This window comes from Pseudomonas sp. RAC1, assembly GCF_030658255.1.
Classification (GTDB): domain Bacteria; phylum Pseudomonadota; class Gammaproteobacteria; order Pseudomonadales; family Pseudomonadaceae; genus Aquipseudomonas; species Aquipseudomonas boreofloridensis.
Genome location: NZ_JAUTXS020000036.1, coordinates 87038 through 109067, shown reverse-complemented (window position 1 = coordinate 109067; position 22030 = coordinate 87038). Strand labels below are relative to the sequence as shown.

At 65.3% G+C, this 22030-nt stretch carries 25 protein-coding genes; 13 read left to right on the top strand and 12 right to left on the bottom strand.

What is annotated here, in order from left to right:
* Positions 1–13: 13 nt before the first annotated feature.
* The 3 genes from Q7C30_RS15495 to Q7C30_RS15485 are packed head-to-tail and all read left to right on the top strand — an operon-like array spanning position 14 to position 1835.
* On the top strand, positions 14–520 hold the full coding sequence (locus Q7C30_RS15495) for a hypothetical protein (protein ID WP_029613704.1): 507 nt from the start codon (positions 14–16) through the stop codon (positions 518–520).
* A 16-nt stretch (positions 521–536) separates the two neighbouring features.
* Complete coding sequence (locus Q7C30_RS15490) at positions 537–1304, top strand: class II glutamine amidotransferase (RefSeq protein WP_029613703.1); 768 nt, start codon at positions 537–539, stop codon at positions 1302–1304.
* Positions 1305–1313: 9 nt separating this feature from the next.
* Positions 1314–1835 carry a DUF2937 family protein gene (locus Q7C30_RS15485; protein WP_039576106.1) on the top strand — a complete coding sequence of 174 codons (522 nt, stop codon included), beginning with the start codon at positions 1314–1316 and terminating at the stop codon, positions 1833–1835.
* On the opposite strand, the gene Q7C30_RS15480 is transcribed toward Q7C30_RS15485, so the two are convergent.
* A complete protein-coding gene (locus Q7C30_RS15480) occupies positions 1832–2758 on the bottom strand; it encodes a LysR family transcriptional regulator (RefSeq protein ID WP_317872035.1) in 927 nt (308 codons plus the stop codon). The two genes, Q7C30_RS15485 and Q7C30_RS15480, sit on opposite strands and share 4 nt — an antisense overlap.
* A 146-nt stretch (positions 2759–2904) precedes the next feature.
* On the opposite strand from Q7C30_RS15480, the gene Q7C30_RS15475 reads away from it, so the two are divergent.
* The 3 genes from Q7C30_RS15475 to Q7C30_RS15465 are packed head-to-tail and all read left to right on the top strand — an operon-like array spanning position 2905 to position 5292.
* On the top strand, positions 2905–3672 hold the full coding sequence (locus Q7C30_RS15475; protein WP_039576108.1) for a 5-oxoprolinase subunit PxpA: 768 nt from the start codon (positions 2905–2907) through the stop codon (positions 3670–3672).
* A 10-nt stretch (positions 3673–3682) separates the two neighbouring features.
* The gene (gene pxpB / locus Q7C30_RS15470) at positions 3683–4378 is read left to right on the top strand and encodes a 5-oxoprolinase subunit PxpB (RefSeq protein ID WP_317872034.1); all 696 of its coding nucleotides are present in this window, start codon (positions 3683–3685) and stop codon (positions 4376–4378) included.
* Positions 4375–5292 (top strand): biotin-dependent carboxyltransferase family protein, encoded by a 918-nt coding sequence (locus Q7C30_RS15465; RefSeq protein WP_317872033.1) that lies wholly within the window; start codon positions 4375–4377, stop codon positions 5290–5292. The genes pxpB and Q7C30_RS15465 overlap by 4 nt, the downstream gene beginning before the upstream one ends.
* A 25-nt stretch (positions 5293–5317) precedes the next feature.
* Here Q7C30_RS15465 and Q7C30_RS15460 read toward each other — a convergent pair whose 3' ends face one another.
* The 3 genes from Q7C30_RS15460 to Q7C30_RS15450 form a co-directional block, all read right to left on the bottom strand.
* Positions 5318–6496: a VWA domain-containing protein gene (locus tag Q7C30_RS15460; protein ID WP_317872032.1), complete on the bottom strand. Its 1179-nt coding sequence runs from the start codon at positions 6494–6496 to the stop codon at positions 5318–5320.
* Between the two features lie 10 nt (positions 6497–6506).
* Complete coding sequence (locus Q7C30_RS15455; RefSeq protein ID WP_317872031.1) at positions 6507–7352, bottom strand: MoxR family ATPase; 846 nt, start codon at positions 7350–7352, stop codon at positions 6507–6509.
* A gap of 172 nt (positions 7353–7524) precedes the next feature.
* Positions 7525–8598 (bottom strand): DUF748 domain-containing protein, encoded by a 1074-nt coding sequence (locus Q7C30_RS15450; protein ID WP_317872030.1) that lies wholly within the window; start codon positions 8596–8598, stop codon positions 7525–7527.
* A gap of 135 nt (positions 8599–8733) precedes the next feature.
* On the opposite strand from Q7C30_RS15450, the gene cysK reads away from it, so the two are divergent.
* Both cysK and Q7C30_RS15440 read left to right on the top strand, forming a co-directional pair.
* Positions 8734–9708 carry a cysteine synthase A gene (gene cysK / locus Q7C30_RS15445; protein WP_039576116.1) on the top strand — a complete coding sequence of 325 codons (975 nt, stop codon included), beginning with the start codon at positions 8734–8736 and terminating at the stop codon, positions 9706–9708.
* A 207-nt stretch (positions 9709–9915) separates the two neighbouring features.
* Entirely contained in the window at positions 9916–10851 is a 936-nt protein-coding gene (locus Q7C30_RS15440; RefSeq protein WP_029613695.1) for an aspartyl/asparaginyl beta-hydroxylase domain-containing protein, read from the top strand.
* Positions 10852–10892: 41 nt separating this feature from the next.
* On the opposite strand, the gene Q7C30_RS15435 is transcribed toward Q7C30_RS15440, so the two are convergent.
* Together Q7C30_RS15435 and Q7C30_RS15430 are read right to left on the bottom strand one after the other, a co-directional pair.
* Positions 10893–11768 (bottom strand): DMT family transporter, encoded by an 876-nt coding sequence (locus Q7C30_RS15435; protein ID WP_295484918.1) that lies wholly within the window; start codon positions 11766–11768, stop codon positions 10893–10895.
* 84 nt (positions 11769–11852) lie between these two features.
* Positions 11853–12713, bottom strand: coding sequence for a DUF6279 family lipoprotein (locus tag Q7C30_RS15430; protein ID WP_039576120.1), 861 nt, complete (start codon positions 12711–12713; stop codon positions 11853–11855).
* Between the two features lie 124 nt (positions 12714–12837).
* Here Q7C30_RS15430 and Q7C30_RS15425 point away from each other — a divergent pair, with 124 nt between their 5' ends.
* On the top strand, positions 12838–13674 hold the full coding sequence (locus Q7C30_RS15425; protein WP_039576122.1) for a S1-like domain-containing RNA-binding protein: 837 nt from the start codon (positions 12838–12840) through the stop codon (positions 13672–13674).
* Here Q7C30_RS15425 and Q7C30_RS15420 read toward each other — a convergent pair whose 3' ends face one another.
* Positions 13675–14055 carry a hypothetical protein gene (locus Q7C30_RS15420; RefSeq protein WP_037028026.1) on the bottom strand — a complete coding sequence of 127 codons (381 nt, stop codon included), beginning with the start codon at positions 14053–14055 and terminating at the stop codon, positions 13675–13677.
* 121 nt (positions 14056–14176) lie between these two features.
* The gene (locus Q7C30_RS15415) at positions 14177–15649 is read right to left on the bottom strand and encodes a right-handed parallel beta-helix repeat-containing protein (protein ID WP_317872029.1); all 1473 of its coding nucleotides are present in this window, start codon (positions 15647–15649) and stop codon (positions 14177–14179) included.
* Between the two features lie 213 nt (positions 15650–15862).
* On the opposite strand from Q7C30_RS15415, the gene Q7C30_RS15410 reads away from it, so the two are divergent.
* A complete protein-coding gene (locus Q7C30_RS15410) occupies positions 15863–16039 on the top strand; it encodes a CsbD family protein (protein ID WP_080754705.1) in 177 nt (58 codons plus the stop codon).
* 194 nt (positions 16040–16233) lie between these two features.
* Positions 16234–17190 carry a YihY/virulence factor BrkB family protein gene (locus Q7C30_RS15405; protein ID WP_317872028.1) on the top strand — a complete coding sequence of 319 codons (957 nt, stop codon included), beginning with the start codon at positions 16234–16236 and terminating at the stop codon, positions 17188–17190.
* A gap of 8 nt (positions 17191–17198) precedes the next feature.
* Here the strand turns inward: Q7C30_RS15405 and Q7C30_RS15400 are convergent, their stop codons facing one another.
* The gene (locus tag Q7C30_RS15400; RefSeq protein WP_317872027.1) at positions 17199–17621 is read right to left on the bottom strand and encodes a GNAT family N-acetyltransferase; all 423 of its coding nucleotides are present in this window, start codon (positions 17619–17621) and stop codon (positions 17199–17201) included.
* A gap of 214 nt (positions 17622–17835) precedes the next feature.
* Between Q7C30_RS15400 and Q7C30_RS15395 the strand changes: the two genes are divergently transcribed.
* Positions 17836–18090 (top strand): DUF2790 domain-containing protein, encoded by a 255-nt coding sequence (locus tag Q7C30_RS15395; RefSeq protein ID WP_317872026.1) that lies wholly within the window; start codon positions 17836–17838, stop codon positions 18088–18090.
* On the opposite strand, the gene Q7C30_RS15390 is transcribed toward Q7C30_RS15395, so the two are convergent.
* The gene (locus tag Q7C30_RS15390; RefSeq protein WP_317872025.1) at positions 18087–19463 is read right to left on the bottom strand and encodes a PLP-dependent aminotransferase family protein; all 1377 of its coding nucleotides are present in this window, start codon (positions 19461–19463) and stop codon (positions 18087–18089) included. The two genes, Q7C30_RS15395 and Q7C30_RS15390, sit on opposite strands and share 4 nt — an antisense overlap.
* A 74-nt stretch (positions 19464–19537) precedes the next feature.
* Here Q7C30_RS15390 and Q7C30_RS15385 point away from each other — a divergent pair, with 74 nt between their 5' ends.
* Positions 19538–20491, top strand: a complete 954-nt coding sequence (locus Q7C30_RS15385; RefSeq protein WP_317872024.1) for a threonine dehydratase — start codon at positions 19538–19540, stop codon at positions 20489–20491.
* A 4-nt stretch (positions 20492–20495) separates the two neighbouring features.
* Here Q7C30_RS15385 and Q7C30_RS15380 read toward each other — a convergent pair whose 3' ends face one another.
* Both Q7C30_RS15380 and Q7C30_RS15375 read right to left on the bottom strand, forming a co-directional pair.
* Positions 20496–20966 carry a MaoC family dehydratase gene (locus tag Q7C30_RS15380; RefSeq protein ID WP_317872023.1) on the bottom strand — a complete coding sequence of 157 codons (471 nt, stop codon included), beginning with the start codon at positions 20964–20966 and terminating at the stop codon, positions 20496–20498.
* Between the two features lie 32 nt (positions 20967–20998).
* Positions 20999–21943 carry an alpha/beta hydrolase gene (locus Q7C30_RS15375; RefSeq protein ID WP_317872022.1) on the bottom strand — a complete coding sequence of 315 codons (945 nt, stop codon included), beginning with the start codon at positions 21941–21943 and terminating at the stop codon, positions 20999–21001.
* Positions 21944–22030: the final 87 nt, after the last annotated feature.

The following is a 22030-nucleotide window of genomic DNA, read 5'->3' as shown; positions in this document are numbered from 1 at the left end:
TTGCACGGACACCATGATCGAACAAGACTACACACTGGCCTGGGGCCTCTACGCCGTCGCTGCCGTGGGCTGCCTGCTGGTGGCCTTCAAGCTCACCGGCTGGATGTGGCGCTGGCTGCGCGAGCCGCTGCGGGTCTTGGTGGCCGTGCTGCTGTTCAGCCCCACCATCGTCGATCCGGTCAAGGACAGCTTCGCCCCGGCCATTGCCATCACCGCCTTGGACCTGGCGTTCAAGGTGGGCAACAACGCCTGGCGCGCGGCGTCGGACCTGGCCATGTACGGCATGATCGCCTTCGCCCTGTACCTGCTGTTCGTGCTGGTGCGCTGGCCGCTGGAAAAGCGTGCTCGCGAGCGCAAGGCGCGGGCCGAGGCCGCTGCCAGCCGACGCGCCGCCGAAGACGAGGCGATGGTCGACGATGCCCCGCAGGTCGACCCGCGCGACCGCTACCGCAGCGAGCCGCCCGCCCCGGCACCGCGCCGTCCCGCCAATGGCGGCGGTCGCGTCGAACCCCGGATCTGACACGGAGCGCTGGTCGATGTGTGAATTGCTGGGCATGAGCGCCAATGTCCCGACCGATATCGTTTTCAGCTTCACCGGCCTGATGCAGCGCGGCGGGCGCACCGGCCCGCACCGCGACGGCTGGGGCATCGCCTTCTACGAGGGGCGTGGCCTGCGCCTGTTCCAGGACCCGACCGCCAGCAGCGAATCGGAAGTGGCCAACCTGGTGCAGCGCTACCCGATCAAGAGCGAAGTGGTCATCGGCCACATCCGCCAGGCCAACGTCGGCAAGGTCTGCCTGTCCAACACCCACCCGTTCGTTCGCGAGTTGTGGGGGCGTAACTGGTGCTTCGCGCACAACGGTCAACTGGCAGGCTTCGTCGGCGAGAAGACCTTTTACCGCCCTGTGGGCGACACCGACAGCGAAGCGGCTTTCTGCGACTTGCTCAACCGCGTGCGCGAGGCCTTCCCCGAGCCGGTCGAAGCCGAGGCGCTGCTGCCGGTGCTGGTCGAGGCGTGCGCCGGTTACCGTGACAAAGGCGTGTTCAACTGCCTGCTCAGCGACGGCGACTGGCTGTTCTGCTACTGCTCCACCAAACTGGTACACATCACCCGGCGCGCCCCGTTTGGCGCCGCGCGCCTGAAGGATGTCGACCTGATCGTCGACTTCCAGTCGCAAACCACCCCCAACGACGTGGTCACGGTGATCGCCACCGAGGCGCTCACCGAAAACGAAACCTGGCAGCGCTATACCCCCGGCCAGTGGGCCCTGTGGCGCCATGGCGAGTGCGTCGCCAACGGCTGAGGAGCGAGCATGTTCAGAAGTTACCTGCGGTTGCTGCTGTTCACCGTCGGCCTGCTGGCCGGCATTCAGGTGCCGGGGTTGGTCAAGGACTACAGTCAGCGCGTCGAAGCGCACATGCTCGAGTCGCGCGAGGCCCTGGCGGGCTTCCAGGAAACCGCCGAGCGCTTCTTCAACGGCGATCTGCAAGCGCTGCTGCGGCACTACCGCAGCAGCGACGACCCGGTGTTCAACAGCGATGCCAACAGCATCGAAAGCCTGATGACCCGTAACCAGTTGCTGGAGAGCGAGTGGCAGGCGTTGCAGGGCAACTGGGTCAGCCGTACCTGGCATGTCGTGGCGCAGGCCGATCCGCAGCTTCGCGAGGAAACGCTCAAGGGCTACAGCTACCAGATCCTGCTGGTGCCCGAGGCGATCGGCTGGGGCATCGGTTGCGGGTTCCTGCTGGCGCTGCTGGTCGAGAGCCTTTTGCTGGGCATCGGCTGGGTGATCCTCGGTGGTCGGCGGGGCGCGGTGAAGGAGAGCTGGCGCTAGGCTCTACTTGCCTGCACCAGCACGATCCTGCGCTCGCCCGCCTCCTGCGCGTAGCGCGCCAGCACCTGCCGGCACACACCCACCACTTCCTCCACCAGATCCACGCCGGTCTGCCAGGACGCCACCAGTTCCAGGCTCGGCGGCGCCAGCAGGCCGTCGAGCAAGGCCAATTCGCCCCGTGCCAGCTCGCTGGCCACCAGCGCCGGGGGCAGTGCAGCGACGCCGAAGCCGTCGCGCAGCAGTCGGGTGATCGCCGACACCGAATTCACGCAATTGAGCCGCAACCTGTGCGCGCCCGCCGCCTGCAGCAGGCTGGCGACGTCCTGATGCGGACGCGAGTTGCGTGAAAAAGTGAGGATTCGCTCGCGTGCCAGCTCGGCCAGGTCGGCGTACTCGCGGTGCAGGGCCGAGCCGCTGGCGACGATCCAGCCCATGGGATAGCGCGCCAGGTCCAGGCTGCGAATGCATGCTTCACGCAGCAGGTCGGTCTGCAGGATCACATCGACGAAGCCCTTGTGCAGGTGCTCGCGCAGGTTCAGCGCGGTGTCGGCGACCAGTTCGATCTCCACCTGCGGATAGCGCGCGGTCAGCTCGGCCACCAGCGCGCTCATCCAGGTGTGGATCACCGTGTCCATGATGCCCAGGCGCACTCGGCCCACCCGCGTGCGCTCGGCGCCCAACGACTGCTTCATCGCCTGGGCGGTGTCGAGCATGCGTTCGGCGTATTCCAGCACGCGGCTGCCTTCGGGCGTCAGGCTCACCCCGCGCGAGTCGCGCAGCAGCAGCTTCACGCCCAGGTCGGCCTCCAGCGCGGCAATGCGGCTGGACACCGAGGCCTGGGTGGTGAACAGCTTCTCGGCCGTCAGGCGAAAGCTCTTGAGCCGGGCGACCCAGACGAAAGTTTCGAGAAAGCGCAGGTTCATGGAGGGCTCGCAAGGCTGGGCGATCGGTTTTTCTTGTTCCAGACCGCAGGTTTTTCTCATTGGACGCCGGTTGCGCGGCGTTCCGACAATGACGCACACGCCGCAGCGCGGCTCGCCCCGAACCATACCAACAAGACGAGGCCCTGATGAACCCCTCGACACACCGCCAACGCCTGCTGCTCAACTGCGACATGGGCGAAAGTTTCGGCAACTGGCGCACCGGCCTGGACGCCGAGGTGATGCCCTTCGTCGACTGCGCCAACATCGCCTGCGGCTACCATGCCGGCGATCCCGGCACCATGCGCCGCACCGTCGCCCTGGCGCTGGAGCATGGCGTCAGCATCGGCGCACACCCGGCGTACCCCGACCTCAACGGCTTCGGTCGCCGCTCCATGGCCTGCAGCAGCGAGGAAATCCGTGACCTGCTGCATTACCAGATAGGCGCGCTGGACGGTATCTGCAAGGTGCTCGGCGGGCGCGTGGCCTACGTCAAGCCCCATGGCGCGCTGTACAACGACATGATGGCCGACCCGCGTCAGTTGCGGACCGTGCTCGAAGCGGTGGCGGCGTACGAGGCTGGTCTGCCGCTGATGCTGATGGCCACCGCCGACGACAGCGCCGCGCAGGCCTTGGGCGAGGAGGTTGGCGTGCCGCTGTGGTTCGAGGCCTTCGCCGACCGCGCCTACACCGCCAGCGGTCACTTGGTGTCGCGACGCCTGCCCGGCGCCGTGCATCACGATCCGGCACTGGTCGTGGAGCAGGCTGTCCGCCTGGCGCGCGGTGAGGCGCTGGTGGCCGATGACGGCAGCGCGCTGCGGCTCAACGCCGCCACCCTGTGCGTGCATGGTGACAACGAAAGCTCGGTGGCGGCCGTCCGGCAGATCCGCGAGGCCTTGGATGCGTTGCAGGCATGAGGGCGCCGCGATGAACCCGCGTATCGAAGTGGTGGCCATCGACAGCCTGATGGTGCGGCTGTTCGACGTCATCGACGAGGCCAACATGCCGTGGATCCTCGCCGCCAGCCAGCGCCTGCGCGCGGCGTTCGGCGCGCACCTGATCGACCTGGTGCCGTCCTACACCACGCTGATGCTGCAGTCCGACCTGGCCCCGGCCTCGGCGCGGGCGCGCATCGACCAGGCGCTGGCGGGACTTGCGCCTGACGCAGGCAGCAGCGGACGCCGCCATGAGATCCCGGTGTGGTACCACCCCAGCGTCGGTCCCGAGCTGCCCCTGCTGGCCGCACGCAGTGGCCTGAGCGAACAGGAGGTCGTGCAACTGCACAGCGAGCGCGAATACCCGGTGTTCGCCCTGGGCTTCGCGCCGGGCTTCGGCTTCATGGGCCTGGTGGACGAGCGCCTGGCCACGCCGCGCCTGAGTACGCCACGCAAGCGCGTAGCCGCTGGCAGCGTGGGGATCGCGGAGCGGCAGACGGCGGCCTATCCGGCGGTGTCGCCGGGCGGCTGGAACCTGCTCGGGCGCACCCCGGTGCGCCTGTTCGACCGTGAACGTGACGGCTACAGCCTGTTGCAGCCGGGTGACCGGGTGCGTTTCGTGGCCGTGTCGCACGCCGAGTTCATCGCCCTGGGCGGCGACGATCGCCCGCAGGAGACCTACGCATGAAGCAGTTGACGATCGAGGCCAGCACCGCCCTGTGCCAGTTGCAGGATGGCGGGCGCCTGGGTGTGCGGCATTTGGGCGTGACCCAGGGGGGCGCGCTGGACTGGGTGGCGATGTACTGGGCCAACTGGCTGCTGGGCAATGCCCTGGACGCCCCGGTGCTGGAAGTGGCGCTGGGCGGTTTCACGGTGCTGGCCGAGCAGGACTGCGTGGTGGCCCTGGCCGGCGCCGACCTGGACGCGCGCGTCGATGACCAGCCAGTTGCCCCTTGGCGCAGCCTGGCCTTGGGTAAAGGCCAGCGCCTGACCCTCAGGCAGCCCCGTCAGTGCGTGCGCGCCTACGTGGCTGCGCCCGGCGGTTTTCACGGGGCGGCGGTGCTGGGCAGTTGCGCCACCGTGGCACGTGAGCAACTCGGCGGCCTGGACGGCTGCGGCGGGCCATTGGCCAAAGGGCAGACGTTGCGCTTCGGCGAGGGCACGCCAGCGGTGCGTGAGGTGCCTGCCGCCCTGCGCCCGACCCCTTCGGCCAAGCCACAACTGGACCTGGTGATGGGCGCGCAGATCGGCGCGTTCAGCGGCCTTAGCCTGTTCGAGGCGTTCAACCGCGACTGGACCCTGGACAGCCGAGCGGACCGCATGGGCAGCCGTCTGCTGGGGCCGCCCTTGGTGTACCAAGGACCGCCGATGATTTCCGAAGGCATTCCCCTGGGCGCCGTGCAGGTGCCGCCGGATGGGCAGCCGATCGTGCTGCTCAACGACCGCCAGACCATCGGCGGCTATCCGCGACTCGGGGCACTCACGCCCCTGGCGCTGGCGCAGTTGGCGCAGTGCATGCCGGGGGCGGTAGTGCGCTTCAGGGCGGTGGTGCAGGACACTGCATGGCGCGAGCAGCAGGCGTATCTGCAACGTTGGCGGTAAGGCCCATCGCGGATGAATGGTCGCGCTACTTCGACAGGTAGCGCATCGCCTCTTCCAGGCCCTGCAAGGTCAGCGGGTACATGCGGTCTTCCATCAGTTCACGCACCAGGTGCGTGGACGCGGTGTAGTCCCAGGTCTGCCGGGGATACGGGTTGATCCACACGATCTTGCGGAATTTCTCCCTGAAGCGCTGCATCCACACATAACCCGCTTCTTCGTTCCAGTGCTCGACACTGCCGCCCGGCTGGGTAATTTCATACGGCGCCATGGCGGCGTCGCCGACGAACACCACCTTGTAGTCGTCGCCGTACTTGTGCAGCAGGTCGAACGTGGCGAAGCGCTCGGCGTTGCGGCGCAGGTTGTTCTTCCACACCGTCTCGTAGACGAAGTTGTGGAAGTAGTAGTACTCCAGGTGCTTGAACTCGGTCTTGCAGGCCGAGAACAGCTCCTCGCAGACCTTGACGTGGGCGTCCATCGAGCCGCCGATGTCGAACAGCAACAGCAGCTTGACGGTGTTGCGTCGTTGCGGGCGCATCTGGATGTTCAGCAGCCCGGCATCGCGGGCGGTATGGTCGATGGTGCCGTCGATGTCGAGTTCCTCGGCGGCGCCCTCACGGGCGAACTTGCGCAAGCGGCGCAGGGCCATCTTGATGGTGCGTGTGCCCAGTTCGACCTGGTCGTCGAGGTTCTTGTACTCACGCTGATCCCACACCTTGACCGCCTTGCCCTGGCGCTGCCCGGCATCGCCCACGCGAATGCCCTCGGGGTTGAAACCGCCCGAGCCGAACGGGCTGGTACCGCCGGTGCCGATCCATTTGTTGCCGCCGGCGTGGCGTTCCTTCTGCTCTTGCAGGCGCTGCTTGAAGGCTTCGATCAGCTTGTCCAGCCCGCCCAGGGATTGGATCTGCGCACGCTCTTCGGCGCTGAGCGAACGCTCGAACTCCTTGCGCAGCCAGTCTTCGGGGATCAGCGCCTCGAGGTGATGGTCGAGGCGTTCCAGACCGTTGAAATAGGCGGAAAAGGCGCGGTCGAACTTGTCGAAATGCCGTTCGTCCTTGACCAGAATGGCCCTGGCCAAGTAGTAGAACGCGTCCATGTCGGCGAAGACCACACGCTGCTGCAGGGCGTCGAGCAGGTCGAGCAGTTCGCGCAGCGACACCGGCACCTTGGCTGCGCGCAGTTCGTTGAACAGGTTGAGGAGCATGGCCAGGCCCTCAGCGGTTGCCGCGACGGCTCATGAAGGCCAGGCGTTCGAGCAGTTGCACGTCCTGCTCGTTCTTCACCAGCGCGCCGGCCAGCGGTGGAATGGCTTTGGTTGGATCGCGCTCGCGCAGCACCGCTTCGCCGATGTCGTCGGCCATCAGCAGCTTGAGCCAGTCGACCAGCTCGGACGTGGAAGGCTTTTTCTTCAGGCCCGGCACCTTGCGCACGTCGAAGAACACATCCAGCGCTTCGCTGACCAGCGAGGCCTTGATGTTCGGGTAATGCACATCGACGATGCGCTGCAGGGTGTCGCGGTCGGGGAAGGCGATGTAGTGGAAGAAGCAGCGGCGCAGGAACGCGTCGGGCAGTTCCTTCTCGTTGTTGGAGGTGATGACGATGATCGGGCGCTGGGCGGCCTTGATGGTTTCGTCGGTCTCGTAGACGTAGAACTCCATGCGGTCGAGTTCCTGCAACAGGTCGTTGGGGAATTCGATGTCGGCCTTGTCGATTTCGTCGATCAGCAGGATGACCCGCTCCTGGGCCTCGAAGGCTTCCCAGAGCTTGCCTTTCTTGAGGTAGTTGCGCACGTCGTGGACCTTGTCCACGCCCAACTGCGAGTCGCGCAAACGGCTGACGGCATCGTACTCGTACAGGCCCTGCTGGGCCTTGGTGGTGGACTTGATGTGCCAGGTGATCAGGCGCGCGCCCAGGGCCTCGGCCAGTTGTTCGGCGAGCAGGGTCTTGCCGGTGCCGGGCTCGCCCTTGACCAGCAGCGGGCGTTCGAGGGTGATGGCCGCATTGACCGCCAGCTTCAGGTCGTCGGTGGCGACGTAGTTGCGGGTGCCTTCGAATTTCATGAAACCGTTCCTTTATGAGGTGTCAGGGGTGGCCTTGGGGGAGCGGGTTCATCCGCGAAGGCTGCATCGCTGACGACGCGTGTCTGTGATGTGCCCGTGACTATAACCCGCACCTCGGCGAGCGAAAATGCAGACCCGATATTCACTGGCTGAATGCCCCGTCAGGCAGTGCTCAATTCGAGGTCGGCGCGGGCTGTTCGTAGCGGGCATTGAAGGCCTGGACGAAGCCATTGCGCAGGATCTGCAGGAATGCCTCGAAAGCGCTGATGTCCTGCTGGTGAACGCTGCCGCTGAGCTCGACGCGGGTGGCGAACTGATTCTTCGGCTGGTTCTTGAGCACGGTTTCACTGGCCCCGACCAGCGCTTCCCAGATCGAGCGGAACACGCCCTTGTTCTTGTTCTCCACGTCCTGCTGCCAGTCGAACACGTCCACGTCGCGCAACAGCGGCTTGATGTAGCCCTTGAGCCGGCCGTTCTCGGCCTGGGCTTCGATCACCACATCGCCATTACCGGCATTGAAATCGAACTTGCCGTAGGCGCTGGCGAAGTCGTTGAGGCGGCGCAGTTCGATACCTGTCGCACGCAGGCGGAACTCGAAGTCGTCGAAGTCGCTGAACGGATCGAAGGTGGCGCGGCTTTCCACCTTGGCGTCGCCGGCGATCAAGGCTGTGGCCTGGAAGCTGGCATCGCGCCGGCCAGCCTCGTCGCGCACGTTGGTCAGGTTGCGGATGCTGGCCTGCAGTCGAGTGGCCTTGAGATTGACCGGGGGCTTGGAATTGAAGTTTCGGAAGGTCAGGGTGCCGTCGTCGATGCGCACCTCGTTCAGGGTGATCGGCAACAGCTTTTCCAATTGCGCGCGCCAGTCGGTGCCCTGACCGGTCTGGGAGTTCTGCTTGCTGCCGCCGTCGACGAAGTTCAGTTCCGGGCGCACGAAGGCCACTTCGGCCACTACCGCCTGGTCGTACCACAGTGCATGCCAGCTCACCGACAGGTCGATCAGCGGTGCATCGAGCAGCGGCACCGGCACCTTGCCGCTGGTCTTGACGATCTTCAGCCCGTTGATCTGGTAGGCCCCGCGCCACCAGGCCAGGTCCACGTCGTTGACCTGGCCGCGGTAGTCGCCCATGTCGGCCAGCTTGTCGTTGAGGTAGTCGCGCACCAGGTAGGGCAGGGCCAGGTGTAGGGCCACCAACAGCACGACCAGGCCAGCCAGGCCGAGCAGCGGCCAGCGATAGCGAGCTTTCATCCCAGGGTCTCCAGGTCAGGTTGTGCGGTTGACCGCCCGTTGCCCGGCTTGGTTCGACCGGGCTTTACGCCGTGCCGGGGGCAGGCTTACCCTTGAGGTTTTCCGCCTGTTTCCCACGATTCAAGGACTGCAGCCATGAGCCGTATCTACGCCGACAACGCCCATTCCATCGGCAACACGCCGCTGGTGCAGATCAATCGCATCGCCCCGCGTGGGGTGACCATCCTGGCCAAGATCGAAGGACGCAACCCAGGCTATTCGGTCAAGTGCCGCATCGGCGCCAACATGGTCTGGGACGCCGAAGGCAGCGGCAAGCTCAAGCCGGGCATGACCTTGGTCGAACCGACCTCGGGCAACACTGGCATCGGCCTGGCCTTCGTCGCGGCTGCACGTGGCTACAAGCTGATCCTGACCATGCCGGCGTCCATGAGCCTGGAGCGGCGCAAGGTGCTCAAGGCGCTGGGCGCCGAGCTGGTGCTGACCGATCCGGCCAAGGGCATGAAGGGCGCGATCGAGAAGGCTGACGAGATCGTCGCCTCTGACCCTGCGCGTTACTTCCTGCCAGGCCAGTTCGAGAACCCGGCCAACCCGGCCATCCACGAGAAGACCACCGGCCCGGAAATCTGGAACGACACCGACGGCGCGGTCGATGTGCTGGTGGCGGGCGTGGGCACCGGCGGCACGATCACCGGCGTATCACGCTACCTCAAGCACACCCAGGGCAAATCGATCCTGTCGGTGGCGGTGGAGCCGGCGGCCTCGCCGCTGATCACCCAGGCCCTGGCCGGTGAGGAGCTCAAGCCAAGCCCGCACAAGATCCAGGGCATCGGTGCCGGTTTCATCCCGAAGAACCTGGACCTGTCGATCGTCGACCAGGTGGAGTTGGTCACCGACGAAGAAGCCAAGGCCATGGCCATCCGTCTGATGCAGGAAGAGGGCATCCTCTGCGGCATCTCCTGCGGCGCCGCCATGGCCGCTGCCGTCCGCCTGGCAGAAAAGCCGGAAATGCAAGGCAAGACGCTGGTGGTGATTCTCCCTGACTCCGGCGAGCGCTACCTGTCGAGCATGCTCTTCAGCGACCTGTTCACCGACCAGGAACTCCAGCCCTGAGCGCAGGCGCTCAGCGCCAAGCGCCAACAGGCTGCAAGCTGCAAGCTACAAGCTGCACCGTGAAACGCCACCGATCAGCTTGCCGCTTGAAGCTTGCCACTTGCCACTCGAAAAAAGGCTTGATCGGGATCAGGTTGCAGCTGTCTGGGATGGGTTTATCATGTCCGGCTATTCGGGGACGGCCTGATTCCCCCAAAGGAGTGTTGCATGACCTTTTCCTTCCTCGCCAAGGCGGGTGTCCTGCTGGTGTTCTTCGGCAGTGTGCTGTTCGTGCACCTGCGGGGCAAGGCGCGCTTGCCGGTGCTGCGCCAGTTCGTCAACCATTCGGCGCTGTTCGCGCCCTATAACAGCCTGATGTACCTGTTCTCCGGGGTGCCGTCCAAGCCGTACCTGGACCGTCAGCGCTTTCCCGAGCTGGATGTACTGAAGAACAACTGGCAGGAAATTCGCGAAGAGGCCATGCGCCTGTTCGACGAGGGCTACATCCGCGCTGCGGAAAAGGATAACGATGCCGGATTCGGTTCGTTCTTCAAGAAGGGCTGGAAGCGTTTCTACCTGAAGTGGTACGACAAGGCCCTGCCTTCGGCCGAGGCGCTGTGCCCACGCACCGTGGAACTGGTCAACAGCATTCCCAACGTCAAGGGTGCGATGTTCGCCCTGCTGCCGGGCGGTAGCCACCTCAATCCGCACCGCGATCCGTTCGCCGGCTCCCTGCGCTATCACCTGGGGCTGTCCACGCCGAACTCCGACGACTGCCGCATTTACGTCGACGGCCAGGTCTACGCCTGGCGTGACGGCGAGGACGTGATGTTCGACGAAACCTACGTGCACTGGGTGAAGAACGAAACCGACGTGACCCGGGTGATCCTGTTCTGCGACGTCGAGCGTCCGCTGAACAGCCCGCTGATGACCCGCATCAACCGCAAGGTCAGCGCGTTCCTCGGCCGCGCCACCGCGCCGCAGAACACCGACGACGAGCGCGTGGGGGGCATCAACCAGGCCTACGCCTGGAGCAAGCGCTTCAGCAACCGCATCAGTACCCATGTGAAACAGTTCAAGCGGGCCAACCCCAAGGCCTACCGTGTGCTGCGACCGGTGCTGGCCGTATTGGTGGCCTACCTGTTGTATCGCTGGTTGTTCTGATCTGCCTGTCCCGGCGTCGTCGACGACGCCGGGGCCTTCCCTCAGCGGCGCGCCGGTCGCAGCACCAGCCACAACGCCGCGCCGATCATCACCCCGCCATACAGGTGCGCCAGCGACAGCGGCTCGCCCAACAGCCACGCCCCCCAGAGCACGCCGAATACCGGAATCAGAAAGGTCACCGTGGTGGCCTTGACCGGCCCGATCTCGTCCAGCAGGCGGAAGTACAGGATGTAGGCGAACGCCGTGCACACCAGCCCCAGTCCCAGCAACGAGCCCCACACCGACCAGCCGCCCCAACTGGGCGGCGGCTGGGTCAAGGCGCTCCAGGCGAACAGCGGGGCCAGCAGCAAGGTGGCACCGAGCATGCTGCCCAAGGCCGATAGCCGACTGTCCAGCCCGCTGATCCAGCGCCGTGCGAGAAAGCCGGCGAAGCCATAGCAGGTGGTCGCGGCCAGGCATGCCAGGGCGCCTTGCAGCAGCGCCAGGTCCAGCGCGACCGGGCCGGCACCGCTGAGGATGGCCACGCCGAACAGCCCCAGGAAAATCCCGCACAGCTTGGGCAGGGTCATGGCCTCATGGAAGAACAGCGCGCCGATCAGCACGCCCATCAGCGGCGTGGTGGCGTTGAAGATCGCCGAGTAGCCGGCGGGCAGCACTTGCGCGGCCACCGAATAGAAGGTCGCCGGAATGCCCGAGTTGATCATGCCCAGCACCAGGCAGGCGCCGAGCTTGCCCTGAAAGTCCCAGCGCACGCGCCCGGCGGCAAGGATGGCGATCAGCCCGAGGCAGGCGATGGACACGCGGAAAAAGGCGGTGGGCAGCGCGCCCAGCTCTGGCGCGATGATGCGCATGAACAGGAAGCTCGCGCCCCAGACGGCGGCGAGGATCAGCAGGCGGGCGAGGGCGATGGGGCTCACGGACATCTCCGGTGGACGGGACAGGGGCGCGAGTGTACGTGAGCGGGGAGGGGCTTTCCTGTCGTTTCTTGCGATGTGAACCGGTCAGCCCTTGAGGCACTTCAACTGGCTGAAGTCCTGGCGCACCTTGCCCAGCCGCTCGATCAGCAACTGGCGCTGCGCCGCGCTGCTCTGCTGCAGCAAGTCGACCAACAGGCTGCGGGCCTGGCGCTCGGTGTTGTCGAAGGCAGCGCGGTAGGCCGGCGACCACAGGCTCTGCTTGTCTTGTAGCAACTGCGCCAGGCGCGGCTCGAAGGCCGGGGTTTGGCGCTGGTCCATGGCCAGCAGCAACTGCTGCTGCCAGGCCTGGCGGTTGGCGATCCACTCGCGGTTCTGATCGCCCAGCGCCTGGGACCAGCTCATCACCCGCTGACGCTGGACGGCGCTGAGCTCGCCCAGCCAGGGCTTGAGGCGCTTGTGCATACGCGTGGCGCGCTCTTCTATCTGCCTGGGCAGCGGGGTGTCGACGTATTCTTTCTGGCGCTCGGCGATGTCGTCGCTGAACGCCTTGCGCATCTCGGCCACCTGGGCATCGCTCATGTCGCGCAACAACTCGGCGGCCGACGGGGTGATCGCCTCGGCCACCCGCCCGATGGCCAGGCGCGCCTCGGCGGTGCGCTGTTGCAAGGCCTGGTCGGTGACCGCCTGGTCGGCGACCATCTGCCGGACCTTGTCGAGCCAGTCGAGATAGCCCGGCAACTGCGTTTTGCAGTGCCAGGCCAAGTGATCCTTGAGCCGTTCGTCGAGCAGCGCCTTCTGCTGGCGGTTCATGTCCAGGTAGTCGCCCAGCGACCAGGGCACCAGGCGGTCGAGGTTGCGGTAGGCGAGGTCGATACGCGTGCAGGCCCCCAGCGTCAGGGCCAGGCCGACGATGAGCACCAGGGTGCGGATGAGCTGGGCAGGCATGCGCGAATCCTTGCAGGTGACGGACCAGGGAGTAGACGCGGCGGCACGCTCGGCGGTTCCAGCGGATCGGCAGCCTGGGCGCATCGGGTGTAGAATAGCCGCCTTGTCTGGAGGAACATCGGAAATGGCTCTGCTTGGGCGTTACAACAGTTTGCAAATCGTGAAACACGTGGAGTTCGGTCTCTACCTGGACGGCGGCGCCGACGGCGAGATCCTCCTGCCCAGGCGCTACTTCCCCAAAGACGCTGAGCTGGAGCTGGACGACTGGCTCAACGTGTTCATCTACCTGGACAGCGAAGATCAGCTGATCGCCACCACCGAAAAGCCCAAGATCCAGGTCGGTGGCTTCGCCAGTCTCAAGGTCAAGGACATCAACGGCGCTGGTATCTTCCTCGACTGGGGGCTGTCCAAGGACCTGCTGATGCCCTACTCCGAAGAAGTGCAGCCGCTGAAGATCGGCGACTACTGCGTGGTCCACGCCTACCTCGACAAGCGCACCCGGCGCATCACCGCCACCGCGCGCCTGGACCGCTACCTCGATCGCACCCCGGCCGACTATTCGCCGGGTCAGCCGGTGGAACTGCTGGTGGCTGGCGAGACGCCGATGGGCTTCAAGGCCATCATCAACAGTCGCCACTGGGGCCTGATCCACAAGAACGAGGTGTTCAAGTTCCTGCGTTCGGGGATGCACGAACAGGGCTTCATCAAGGAAGTGCGCCACGACGGCAAGATCGCCCTGAGCCTGCAACCGGTGGGCGCGGCGCTGGCCGACGACCTGCAGGCGCAGATCCTCAAGCGCCTGGAGGAGGCCGGTGGGGTGTTGCCGGTGTGCGACAAGAGCGCGCCGGACGTCATCGCCAAGCTGTTCAACGTCAGCAAGGGCAACTTCAAGAAAGCGATCGGTGGCTTGTTCAGGCAAGGGCTGATCGTCATCCATGACGATCGCATCGAGCGCGCCTGATCAGCCCTGCACGAAGGGGCTGAAGTCCAACTGCTCACCGCCCGGGCGGGTGTCGCGCAGCAGCGAGTCGCGGTCGGCGCTGAGTGCCAGGCTGATGGTCGAGCGGCGCTTGCCGGGGTTGCGGATTTCCATCTGTTCCTGATGCGCGCGCAGGAAGTTCACCGGCACCTTCAAGTGTTGCAGCGTGTCGGTATCGGGGGTGTGCAGCAGCAGGTTGACCCAGTCGGGCTGGCCTTTGCGCAGCAAGCCCACCGGCACCTCGAACCACCACAGGTTGCGTTTCTTGTCGAGAATGGCGAACAGGGTGTTGTCGCGGTCGAGCACCGGCCGGGCCAGCGCTTCGTTGCGCCGGGCAATGGCGGTGGGTTTGTCGAGTTTCATGCAGGTTCCTGCGGGTTGACGCCTGAAAGGCCTGACATTGTGCAAGGCGGCGCGGGGCGCGGCAAGGTCTGCAGGGTTCACGGCAGCCACGGCGCACCGGCCGTCGCTGCCGTGGCCCGGCTCATCGCCGTAATGGCGGGCTCAACTCCGAGGTCGCGCCATCGGCGGTCGTCACCGTGGCGGTGAAACTGTGCAGTGCGTCGATGTCGCTCAACATCATCTCGAAGCGTGCGTGGCCCTGAGCATCACTGTTGGCCAGCACCTCGCCCAGATAGTGTTCGGCCTCCTGGCCATCGGCCGTGGAGTTGCCGAACACTTCGATACGCAGCCGGCTCGAGGCCGGTCCCTGCACCTCTCCTCTGAGCAACGCGCCGTCCAACGCCAACAGTCGTGGCGCGGGTTGATTATGGTTGGGCAGCGGCTGGCACGGCTGGGGCTGGCCGTTGGCGTCGCAGATGATCGCCTGGTCCTGCTTCGCCAATTCCGCTCCGACGCCGCGCGAGCCGACGTACAGCGCATGCGCCTGGGCCGGCACGCCGAAGACGATGGCCCCGGTACGCTGGTTCGGCACGCACGAGCCGCCCGCCTGGCAGCGACGAATGTCCAGGCCGTTGCCCCAGATGCGGTTGGCGGTCAGGCGCGTGGCAGTCACTTGTGGCTCTGGACGCAGGGCCACACCGATGCGGTTGCCGTGGATCAGGTTGCCGTCGAGCACGTTGTCTTCGCCCGTGACGCTGACGCCGATGGAGTTGCCGGTGAAGGTGTTGGCGCCCAGGTAGTTGCGCTTGCCCCAGTTGATCTGCAGACCGTCGGAGTAGTGCTCGAAGCGGTTGCGCACCACGGTGTTGTCGTTGCCCAGCAGGATTTCGATGCCTTGGGACGGCTCGGGATTGGCGCCGGTGGAACGGAACAGGTTGTCGGCCACCAGGTTGAAGGCCGCGCCACGGGTCAGTTCCAGACCGTCGCCGTTGTCGATCAGTTGATTGCGCAACACCTTGTTGTTGATCGTGGTGGTGGCGGTCGGATTACCGGCGCCGTCGTCGCCGGTGAGCATGATGCCGGCACCGCCCTTGTTGGCGACGATACGGTTGTCCTCTATCACGTTGCCGCTGGCGCGGTTGACCAGGATGCCGATGCAGAAATTGCGCACCTCCAAACCGCTCACGTGCACGCCCTGGGTGTCGCGCAGCACCAGGCCGGGGTAGCTGGTCGTGCGCACGTTGGTACCGAACTGGCCGGGCAGGGCGCCGGGGCAGGTCCGCACGCCCTGGTCGCGGATGTAGCCGGAGCCGTCAATGGCGATGTATTGACCATCACGCGCCCAGGATAGCCCGGTGATGTGCAGCGGCCCCTTGATCTCCGGCAGCGCCCGGTTGGGGCGGATGACATAAGGCGGCTCGCCCACGGGCACGATGTCGATGCGATAACGGCCAGGGGCTGCATTGCTGGTTTCCAGCGCCCAGCGCAGGGTGCCGGGCTGGCCATCGTCGCTGTAACGATCGACGCGCAGGATTTCAGGGGTGGTCGGGTCTGCCGCCAGGGCAGGCAGGGGCAGCAGCGGCAGGGCGGCTGCGAGCAAGGTGATCAGACGCATGGGCAGGTAGGTCCGCAAACTGTTGTTGTTATGAGCGGCCGATTCTAGAGGCGCGGGTCAGGTCCTTGCAGTGAGCGAAGGTCGATTCGGTGCGGTATTCGCCCGCTGTTTGCCGCCGGGTTCGGCGAGGTGAAAAAGTTTGAAACTCCCCGACAAGCCCAGCGGTCAACCTTTTGTCGGCACGGTTCACGTGTCTCTATCAGGAGATTCACCATGAGCGGCACTAAAGACAAAGCGAAGGGCCTGGCGAACGAAGCCATCGGCAACGTCAAGCAAGGTGTTGGCAAGGTCACCGACAGCGACAAGCTGAAGGCCGAAGGTAAAGCCCAGGAACTGAAGGGTGAAGCTCAGCAGAAAGTCGGCAAGGTCAAGGACAAGCTCGACAAGTAACTGCCTGTAACGCTCAAGGCCGCCAAGTGGATGAGCGACTATGCTCTTTCACGCGGCGGCCTTTTACTGTGGGTTGTCGCAACCTGAGTAGGTTTTTTCCTGAAACAGGCAGGGAGCAGTACACCAGCCGCGTGGTCTATTAGACTTGACCGCCTTGTGACAACCACGACGATCGAGCGGCGAAAGGAGACGCTATGATTTTTCCCGCCTTGCAGGGGCTGCCTCTGCACCGCGTGATGGTGCGCACCGTCCAGGAGTTCCTTGACGACGAGATGTCCACCTACGCCTCGGCACTGGCCTACCAGATGCTGTTTTCGCTGTTCCCCTTCATCCTGTTCCTGATCGCCCTGATCGGTTTCCTGCACCTTCCCGACTTCTTCTCCTGGCTGCGCCTGCAAACCGAACTGGTGTTGCCGCCCCAGGCGCTGGAGCAGGTCAATCCGGTGATCGACCAATTGCAGCAGTCCAAGGGTGGGCTGGTGTCGGTGGGTATCGTCATCGCCCTGTGGACCGCCTCTGCCGGCGTGCGCCTGATGATGAGCGCAATGAACGCCGCTTATGACGTGCCCGAAGGCCGTCCGGTGTGGAAGCGCATTCCCCTGTCGATCTTCTACACCATCGGGATCGCCGGCATGCTGCTGATGGCGGCGGCACTGATGGTACTTGGCCCGCAGGTGATGGAGTGGATCGCCGCCCAGGTCGGCCTGCAAGAGGTGATCGTCACCGTTTGGACGGTGCTCCGTTGGCCGGTCATCATCCTGCTGATGATGGTCGCGGTGGCGTTGATGTATTACGTCATGCCGGATGTGAAACAGAAATTCCGCTTCATCACGCCGGGGTCTGTGCTGGCGGTGGTCGTGTGGATCCTGGCGTCACTGGGCTTTGCCTATTACGTGAAAACCTTCGCCGACTACAACGCCATGTACGGCAGCATCGGGGCGATCATCGTACTGCTGCTGTATTTCTACATTTCCTCTGCGGTGCTGCTGCTGGGCGCCGAGATGAATGCGGTGATCGAGCACATGTCGGCCGAGGGCAAGGATCCTGGGGAGAAGGACTTCGACGGCGAGAAACCCAAGGAAACCATCACCGTGCTTGGCCACGAGCAGCCGGTATCGGCCGAGTCGCACCCGCGCCAGCCTGGTGCCTGAAGCGCGATTCAGCCTGGCGTGAACCCCGCCCGCACCAGCGCCACCAGTGACTTGCTGCGCTGGTAGCGGGCCAACCGAGAAGCCAGTTCAGCGGGCAGGGTATGGGTTGAGTCGAAACCCAGCCGAGCGTAGAAGGTCTGCAGGTCGGGGTGGCAGAACAGCCAGGTCGGGCCAGGACGTGCTGCCAGTGACGCCTCGATCAATCCCGCCGCGATGCCTTTGCTGCGCCACGGTTCGGCGACGAACAATCCCGTCAACCACTGACCCCCGGCAACCGGCGTCAGGCTCAGCGCGCCGATCAGGCCGTCAGCCCGTGCTACCCATGACTCACCGTCACCACTGGCGCGCATGCGCGAGCCCTGCTGGCGATAGAAATGATCGAGCAAGCGGCGCTGTGAGTGGCATAGCCGTTGAAAGTCAGGCGGAGTCATGGGCAGCTTTGTCGCAGATTGTTGCATTTGGAGCAAGGGTGAAACTCCGACTGCCGGGTTCACATATTGCGTGGCGGGCGTAAAATTTCAGCTATCCCTTTCGCACTGTCCGAAGCGGGATTCGTGCTTCGTGTCACCGCTTCGGTGACAACTTCTCCACGCCAGTGACGGCACAAGAAGTCGATCTAGCCGATTGTCTTCAAGGTCTTGAATCATGAAACCATTACTGATCCTCGCATTGGTCGGGATGTCTTCGTTCGCCCTGGCGGATGAGGTCAAGACGGCCCAGGCCCAACCCCCGGTGCAATACGACTACTCGACCCACCTCGATATCAAGCGGGTCATCCATCTGTCGACCCTGCCCAATGTCTGCGAGGTGGTACCCGCGACCATGACCTACGAAGATCACCAAGGGCAGGTGCACACCCTTCAATACCGCGCCATGGGCGAGGGTTGCCAGCAGGGCTAGGCACCTGAGTCACTGCCGTCGTCCAGCAGTGCGCGCACGATCTCCAGCCCCTGTGTGAGCTGCGCGCGGCTGACGGCAGCCGACAGGCTGATGCGCACGGCTTTCACTGCCTCGCCGCCCACTGCGAACACGCTGGCTGGCACCACTTCCACGCCCCGTTGCCGACACGCTGCCGCCAAGGTTTCGGCGCAGGCGGGTGTGCGCACCCAGATATGCGGGGACGGCGCCTCGCGGGTGAGCAAGGCCTCGCCCAACCACCGTCGGGCCAGACGCCAGCGTTGCTCGACTTCCTCGCGCTGCTGGGCCAACCGGCGTGCTGCCGTCCCCTCGCCGATCCACTGGCAGGCGATCTGCAGATTCAGCGGTGATACCGACCAGTGGGTGGCGCGGGTGTGGGGGTCGATGCGTTCGAGCAGGTCCGGCGACGCCGCGATCCAGCCCACCCGCAGCCCGGCGGCCACGGTTTTCGACAGGCTGCTGACCAGCACGCCATGGCCATCGAGCAGTGGATACAACGGTGGCCGTTCGCTGAACGCACCGTAGACATCGTCCTCGATCACCCACAGCTCATTGCGTCGAACCACGTCGGCGATGGCCTGGCGACGGGCATCGTCCATGCACGCTCCGGTGGGGTTGTGCAGCGTCGGCGTGGTCACCAGTACCCGCGCGCCGCTGGCCCTCGCCACCCGCTCCAGCGCCTCGGGGCGCAAGCCTTGACCGTCCAGGGCCACGCCCTGCACGGGAAGGCGCAGCTGTCGACAGGCCGCCTTGATGCCGGGCGCGCTCAGCGCTTCGACCATCACCGGCTCGCCGGGCTGGCACAGCGACTGCAACACGCAGGTCAGTGCCTGTTGCGCGCCGCCGCACAGCAGCAGGTCGTCGGCATCCACGGTGATACCGCGCAGGCTGAGCCAATGGGCGCCCTGCAGGCGGCCCAGCAGCAGTCGATCATGGTCCAGGTAGTGATCCAGCAGGTTGAAGTCGCCTGCCTGCAGCAACGATTGCAGACTCTGTTGCAGATCCTGTGGGGCCAGGTCGGCCACCGGCACGTTGGTCGACAGGTCGATCAGGGTCGGATGGCGGTCGTGCTGCTTGAGGCGAAACAGCGTCGCTTCCTTGCTCCCCGCCAGCACATAGGTGCCGCGCCCGACTTCGCCGGCCACCAGGTGGCGGGCGGCCGCTTCGCGGTAGGCCTGCTGCGTGGTGCTTGGATTGAGCCCCAGCTTCCACGCCAGGCGCCGCTGCGGGGGAAGGCGTTCGCCGACTGTCAGTTCACCGCGCTCGATGGCCATGGCGATGGCATCGACCAGCGCCAGGTAGCGGGGTTGGTCATCATCGACCAGGTGAGGTGTCCACACGAAATTGCGGCCCATGCAATATAAGGTTTGACCCATACAATGCCGGGCGCTCAGGATCGAGGCAACTGCAACCGAGAAGGATGACCGCCATGTTCGACCTCACCGCCTTGCGCGAAGCCGCCGATTTCGTTCATCAGCATGTGCCGCCGACGCCTCAGTTGGCCTGGCCGCTGCTGGCCGAGCGGACTGGATGCCAGGTATGGGTCAAGCACGAAAACCATGCCCCCACCGGCGCCTTCAAGGTGCGCGGCGGACTGGTCTACGTGCGTTCACTGCTCGACAGCGGCGAGGTGCCCGCTGGCCTGGTGACCGCGACCCGCGGCAATCACGGGCAGAGCATGGCGCTGGCGGCGCGGCAAGCGGGCCTGCCGCTGGTGATCGTGGTGCCTGAAGGCAACTCGCTGGAAAAGAACGCGGCCATGCGCGCGCTGGGGGCGGAACTGATCGAGCATGGCGTCGATTTCGATGTGGCCCGAGAGCACGCGGCACAACTGGCCCAGGCCCGCGGCTACCTGATGGTGCCGTCGTTCCATGCGCAACTGGTACGCGGCGTGGCGACTTACGCCCTGGAGCTGTTCGAGGCGGTGACCGGTCTTGACACCGTCTACGTGCCGATCGGCATGGGCTCGGGCATCTGTGGGTTGATCCAGGCGCGGAACCTGCTGGGGCTGCGCACCGAGATCGTCGGCGTGGTCTCCAGTGCGGCGGATGCCTATGCGCGCAGCTTCGAATCGGGGCGTATCGTCACCACCGCCAGCGCGCACACCTTCGCCGACGGCATGGCCTGCCGCGTGCCCAACCCCGAGGCTTTCGCCCTGGTGCGAGAGCACGCGGCGCGGATCGTGCGGGTGAGCGACGACGAGATCGCCCAGGCCATGCGCCTGTACCACGAAACCACCCACAACACCGCCGAAGGCGCCGGTGCTGCGGCGTTGGCGGCGCTGCTGCAGGAGCGCGAACGCCAGGTCGGCAGGCGTGTGGCAGTGGTATTGAGCGGCGCGAACGTGGACCGTGCGCGCTACGCGCAGGTCCTGGCAGGCTGAGCCCTCAGCTGGCGACGAAGTTCGGCGGCGACACCAGTTCGACGGTCTGCTGCTTGCGCGGGGCGAGAATCTCGGCCTCGCCGGCCACCACCAGTTCGTCGTTCTGGTTGTAGACGTTGGTGGCGATGCGCACTTTGAACTTGGGCAGCTTCTCGAGAATTTCCAGGCGCACGGTCAGGGTGTCGCCGATCTTCACCGGCTTCTGGAAGCTCATTTGCTGACCCAGGTAGATGGTGCCCGGCCCTGGCAGGGTACAGGCCACCGCAGCACTGATCAGTGCACCGCTGAACATGCCGTGGGCGATGCGCTCGCGGAACATGCTCTTGGCGGCGAACTCGGCATCCAGGTGCACCGGGTTGTGATCGCCGGACATCGCAGCGAACAACTGGATGTCGCGTTCTTCCACCGCTTTTTCGTAACTGGCCGTCTGGCCGACTTCGAGGGCTTCGTAGGGCGTGTTGCTGACCTGGGTCATCAGGGCTTCCTTGAGAGGGACGAGGCGGGTGTTCATTCGCTACGGGCTGGACGGTTCAGGGCCAGGGCCTGTTCCAGCCAGACGATGATGTCGCGGGTGACCTCGTCGCGATGGGTTTCATTGAGCACTTCGTGCCGGGCATCGGGGTAGACGCGCAATTGTACATGGCGGTTACCGGTGGCGCGCAGCGCGTCGGCCAGATGGGTGAGACGTCCGCCGGCACTGACCGGATCACATTCGCCGCCGATCACCAGCAGCGGCAGGTCTGGGTCGATCTGCGCCAGGTGGCGGGGCTGGCTGATCTGCACCAGGCCTTGCAGCAGGTCGAGCCATAGCTGGTTGCAGCAGCGAAAGCCGCACAGGGGGTCGTTGAGGTAGGCATCCACCTCCTGCGCATCGCGGCTGAGCCAGTCGAAGGCGGTGCGGTTGGGCCTGAATGCCTTGTTGAAGGCGCCGAACGACAGCCAGTCGATCACGCCGCTGCGCCCGCGCGGTCCCTGGCGCCAGGTTTCCAGGCGGGCGATCAGCCGCGCCGCACGGTACAGCGCCGCCGGCCGGCTGTTCGAGCCGCTGAGCACGGTGCCTTGCAGGCTGGCGCTGTGGTGCAGCAAATAGGCCTGGGCGAGGTAGCTGCCCATGCTGTGGCCGAACAGAAACAGCGGCGTGCCGGGAAACTGCTGGCCGATGTACTGGCTGAGCAAGCCCAGGTCATCGAGCACCGTGCTCCAGCCATTGCGCTCGGCGAACAGGCCCCGATCGGCCGGTGCGGCGGTGCGGCCGTGACCGCGCAGGTCGGGTGCGAACAGGGCGAAACCGGCCTCGTTCAGCGCCTGGCCCAGCCGTCCATAGCGTCCGCCATGCTCGGCCATGCCGTGGGCCAGCAGCACGACGGCCTTGACCGGGGTGAGCGGCAACCACTGGTGGACATACAGGCTGCACCGCTCGCCGGTGGGTAGCCAGAAGGCGTTGGGAGACATGACCGATCCTTTGCGCACGGGCCTCAGATCAGTGTATGCACAATGACCAGAATTGCAGGGAGGGCACAAATAAGATTCACGATGTTA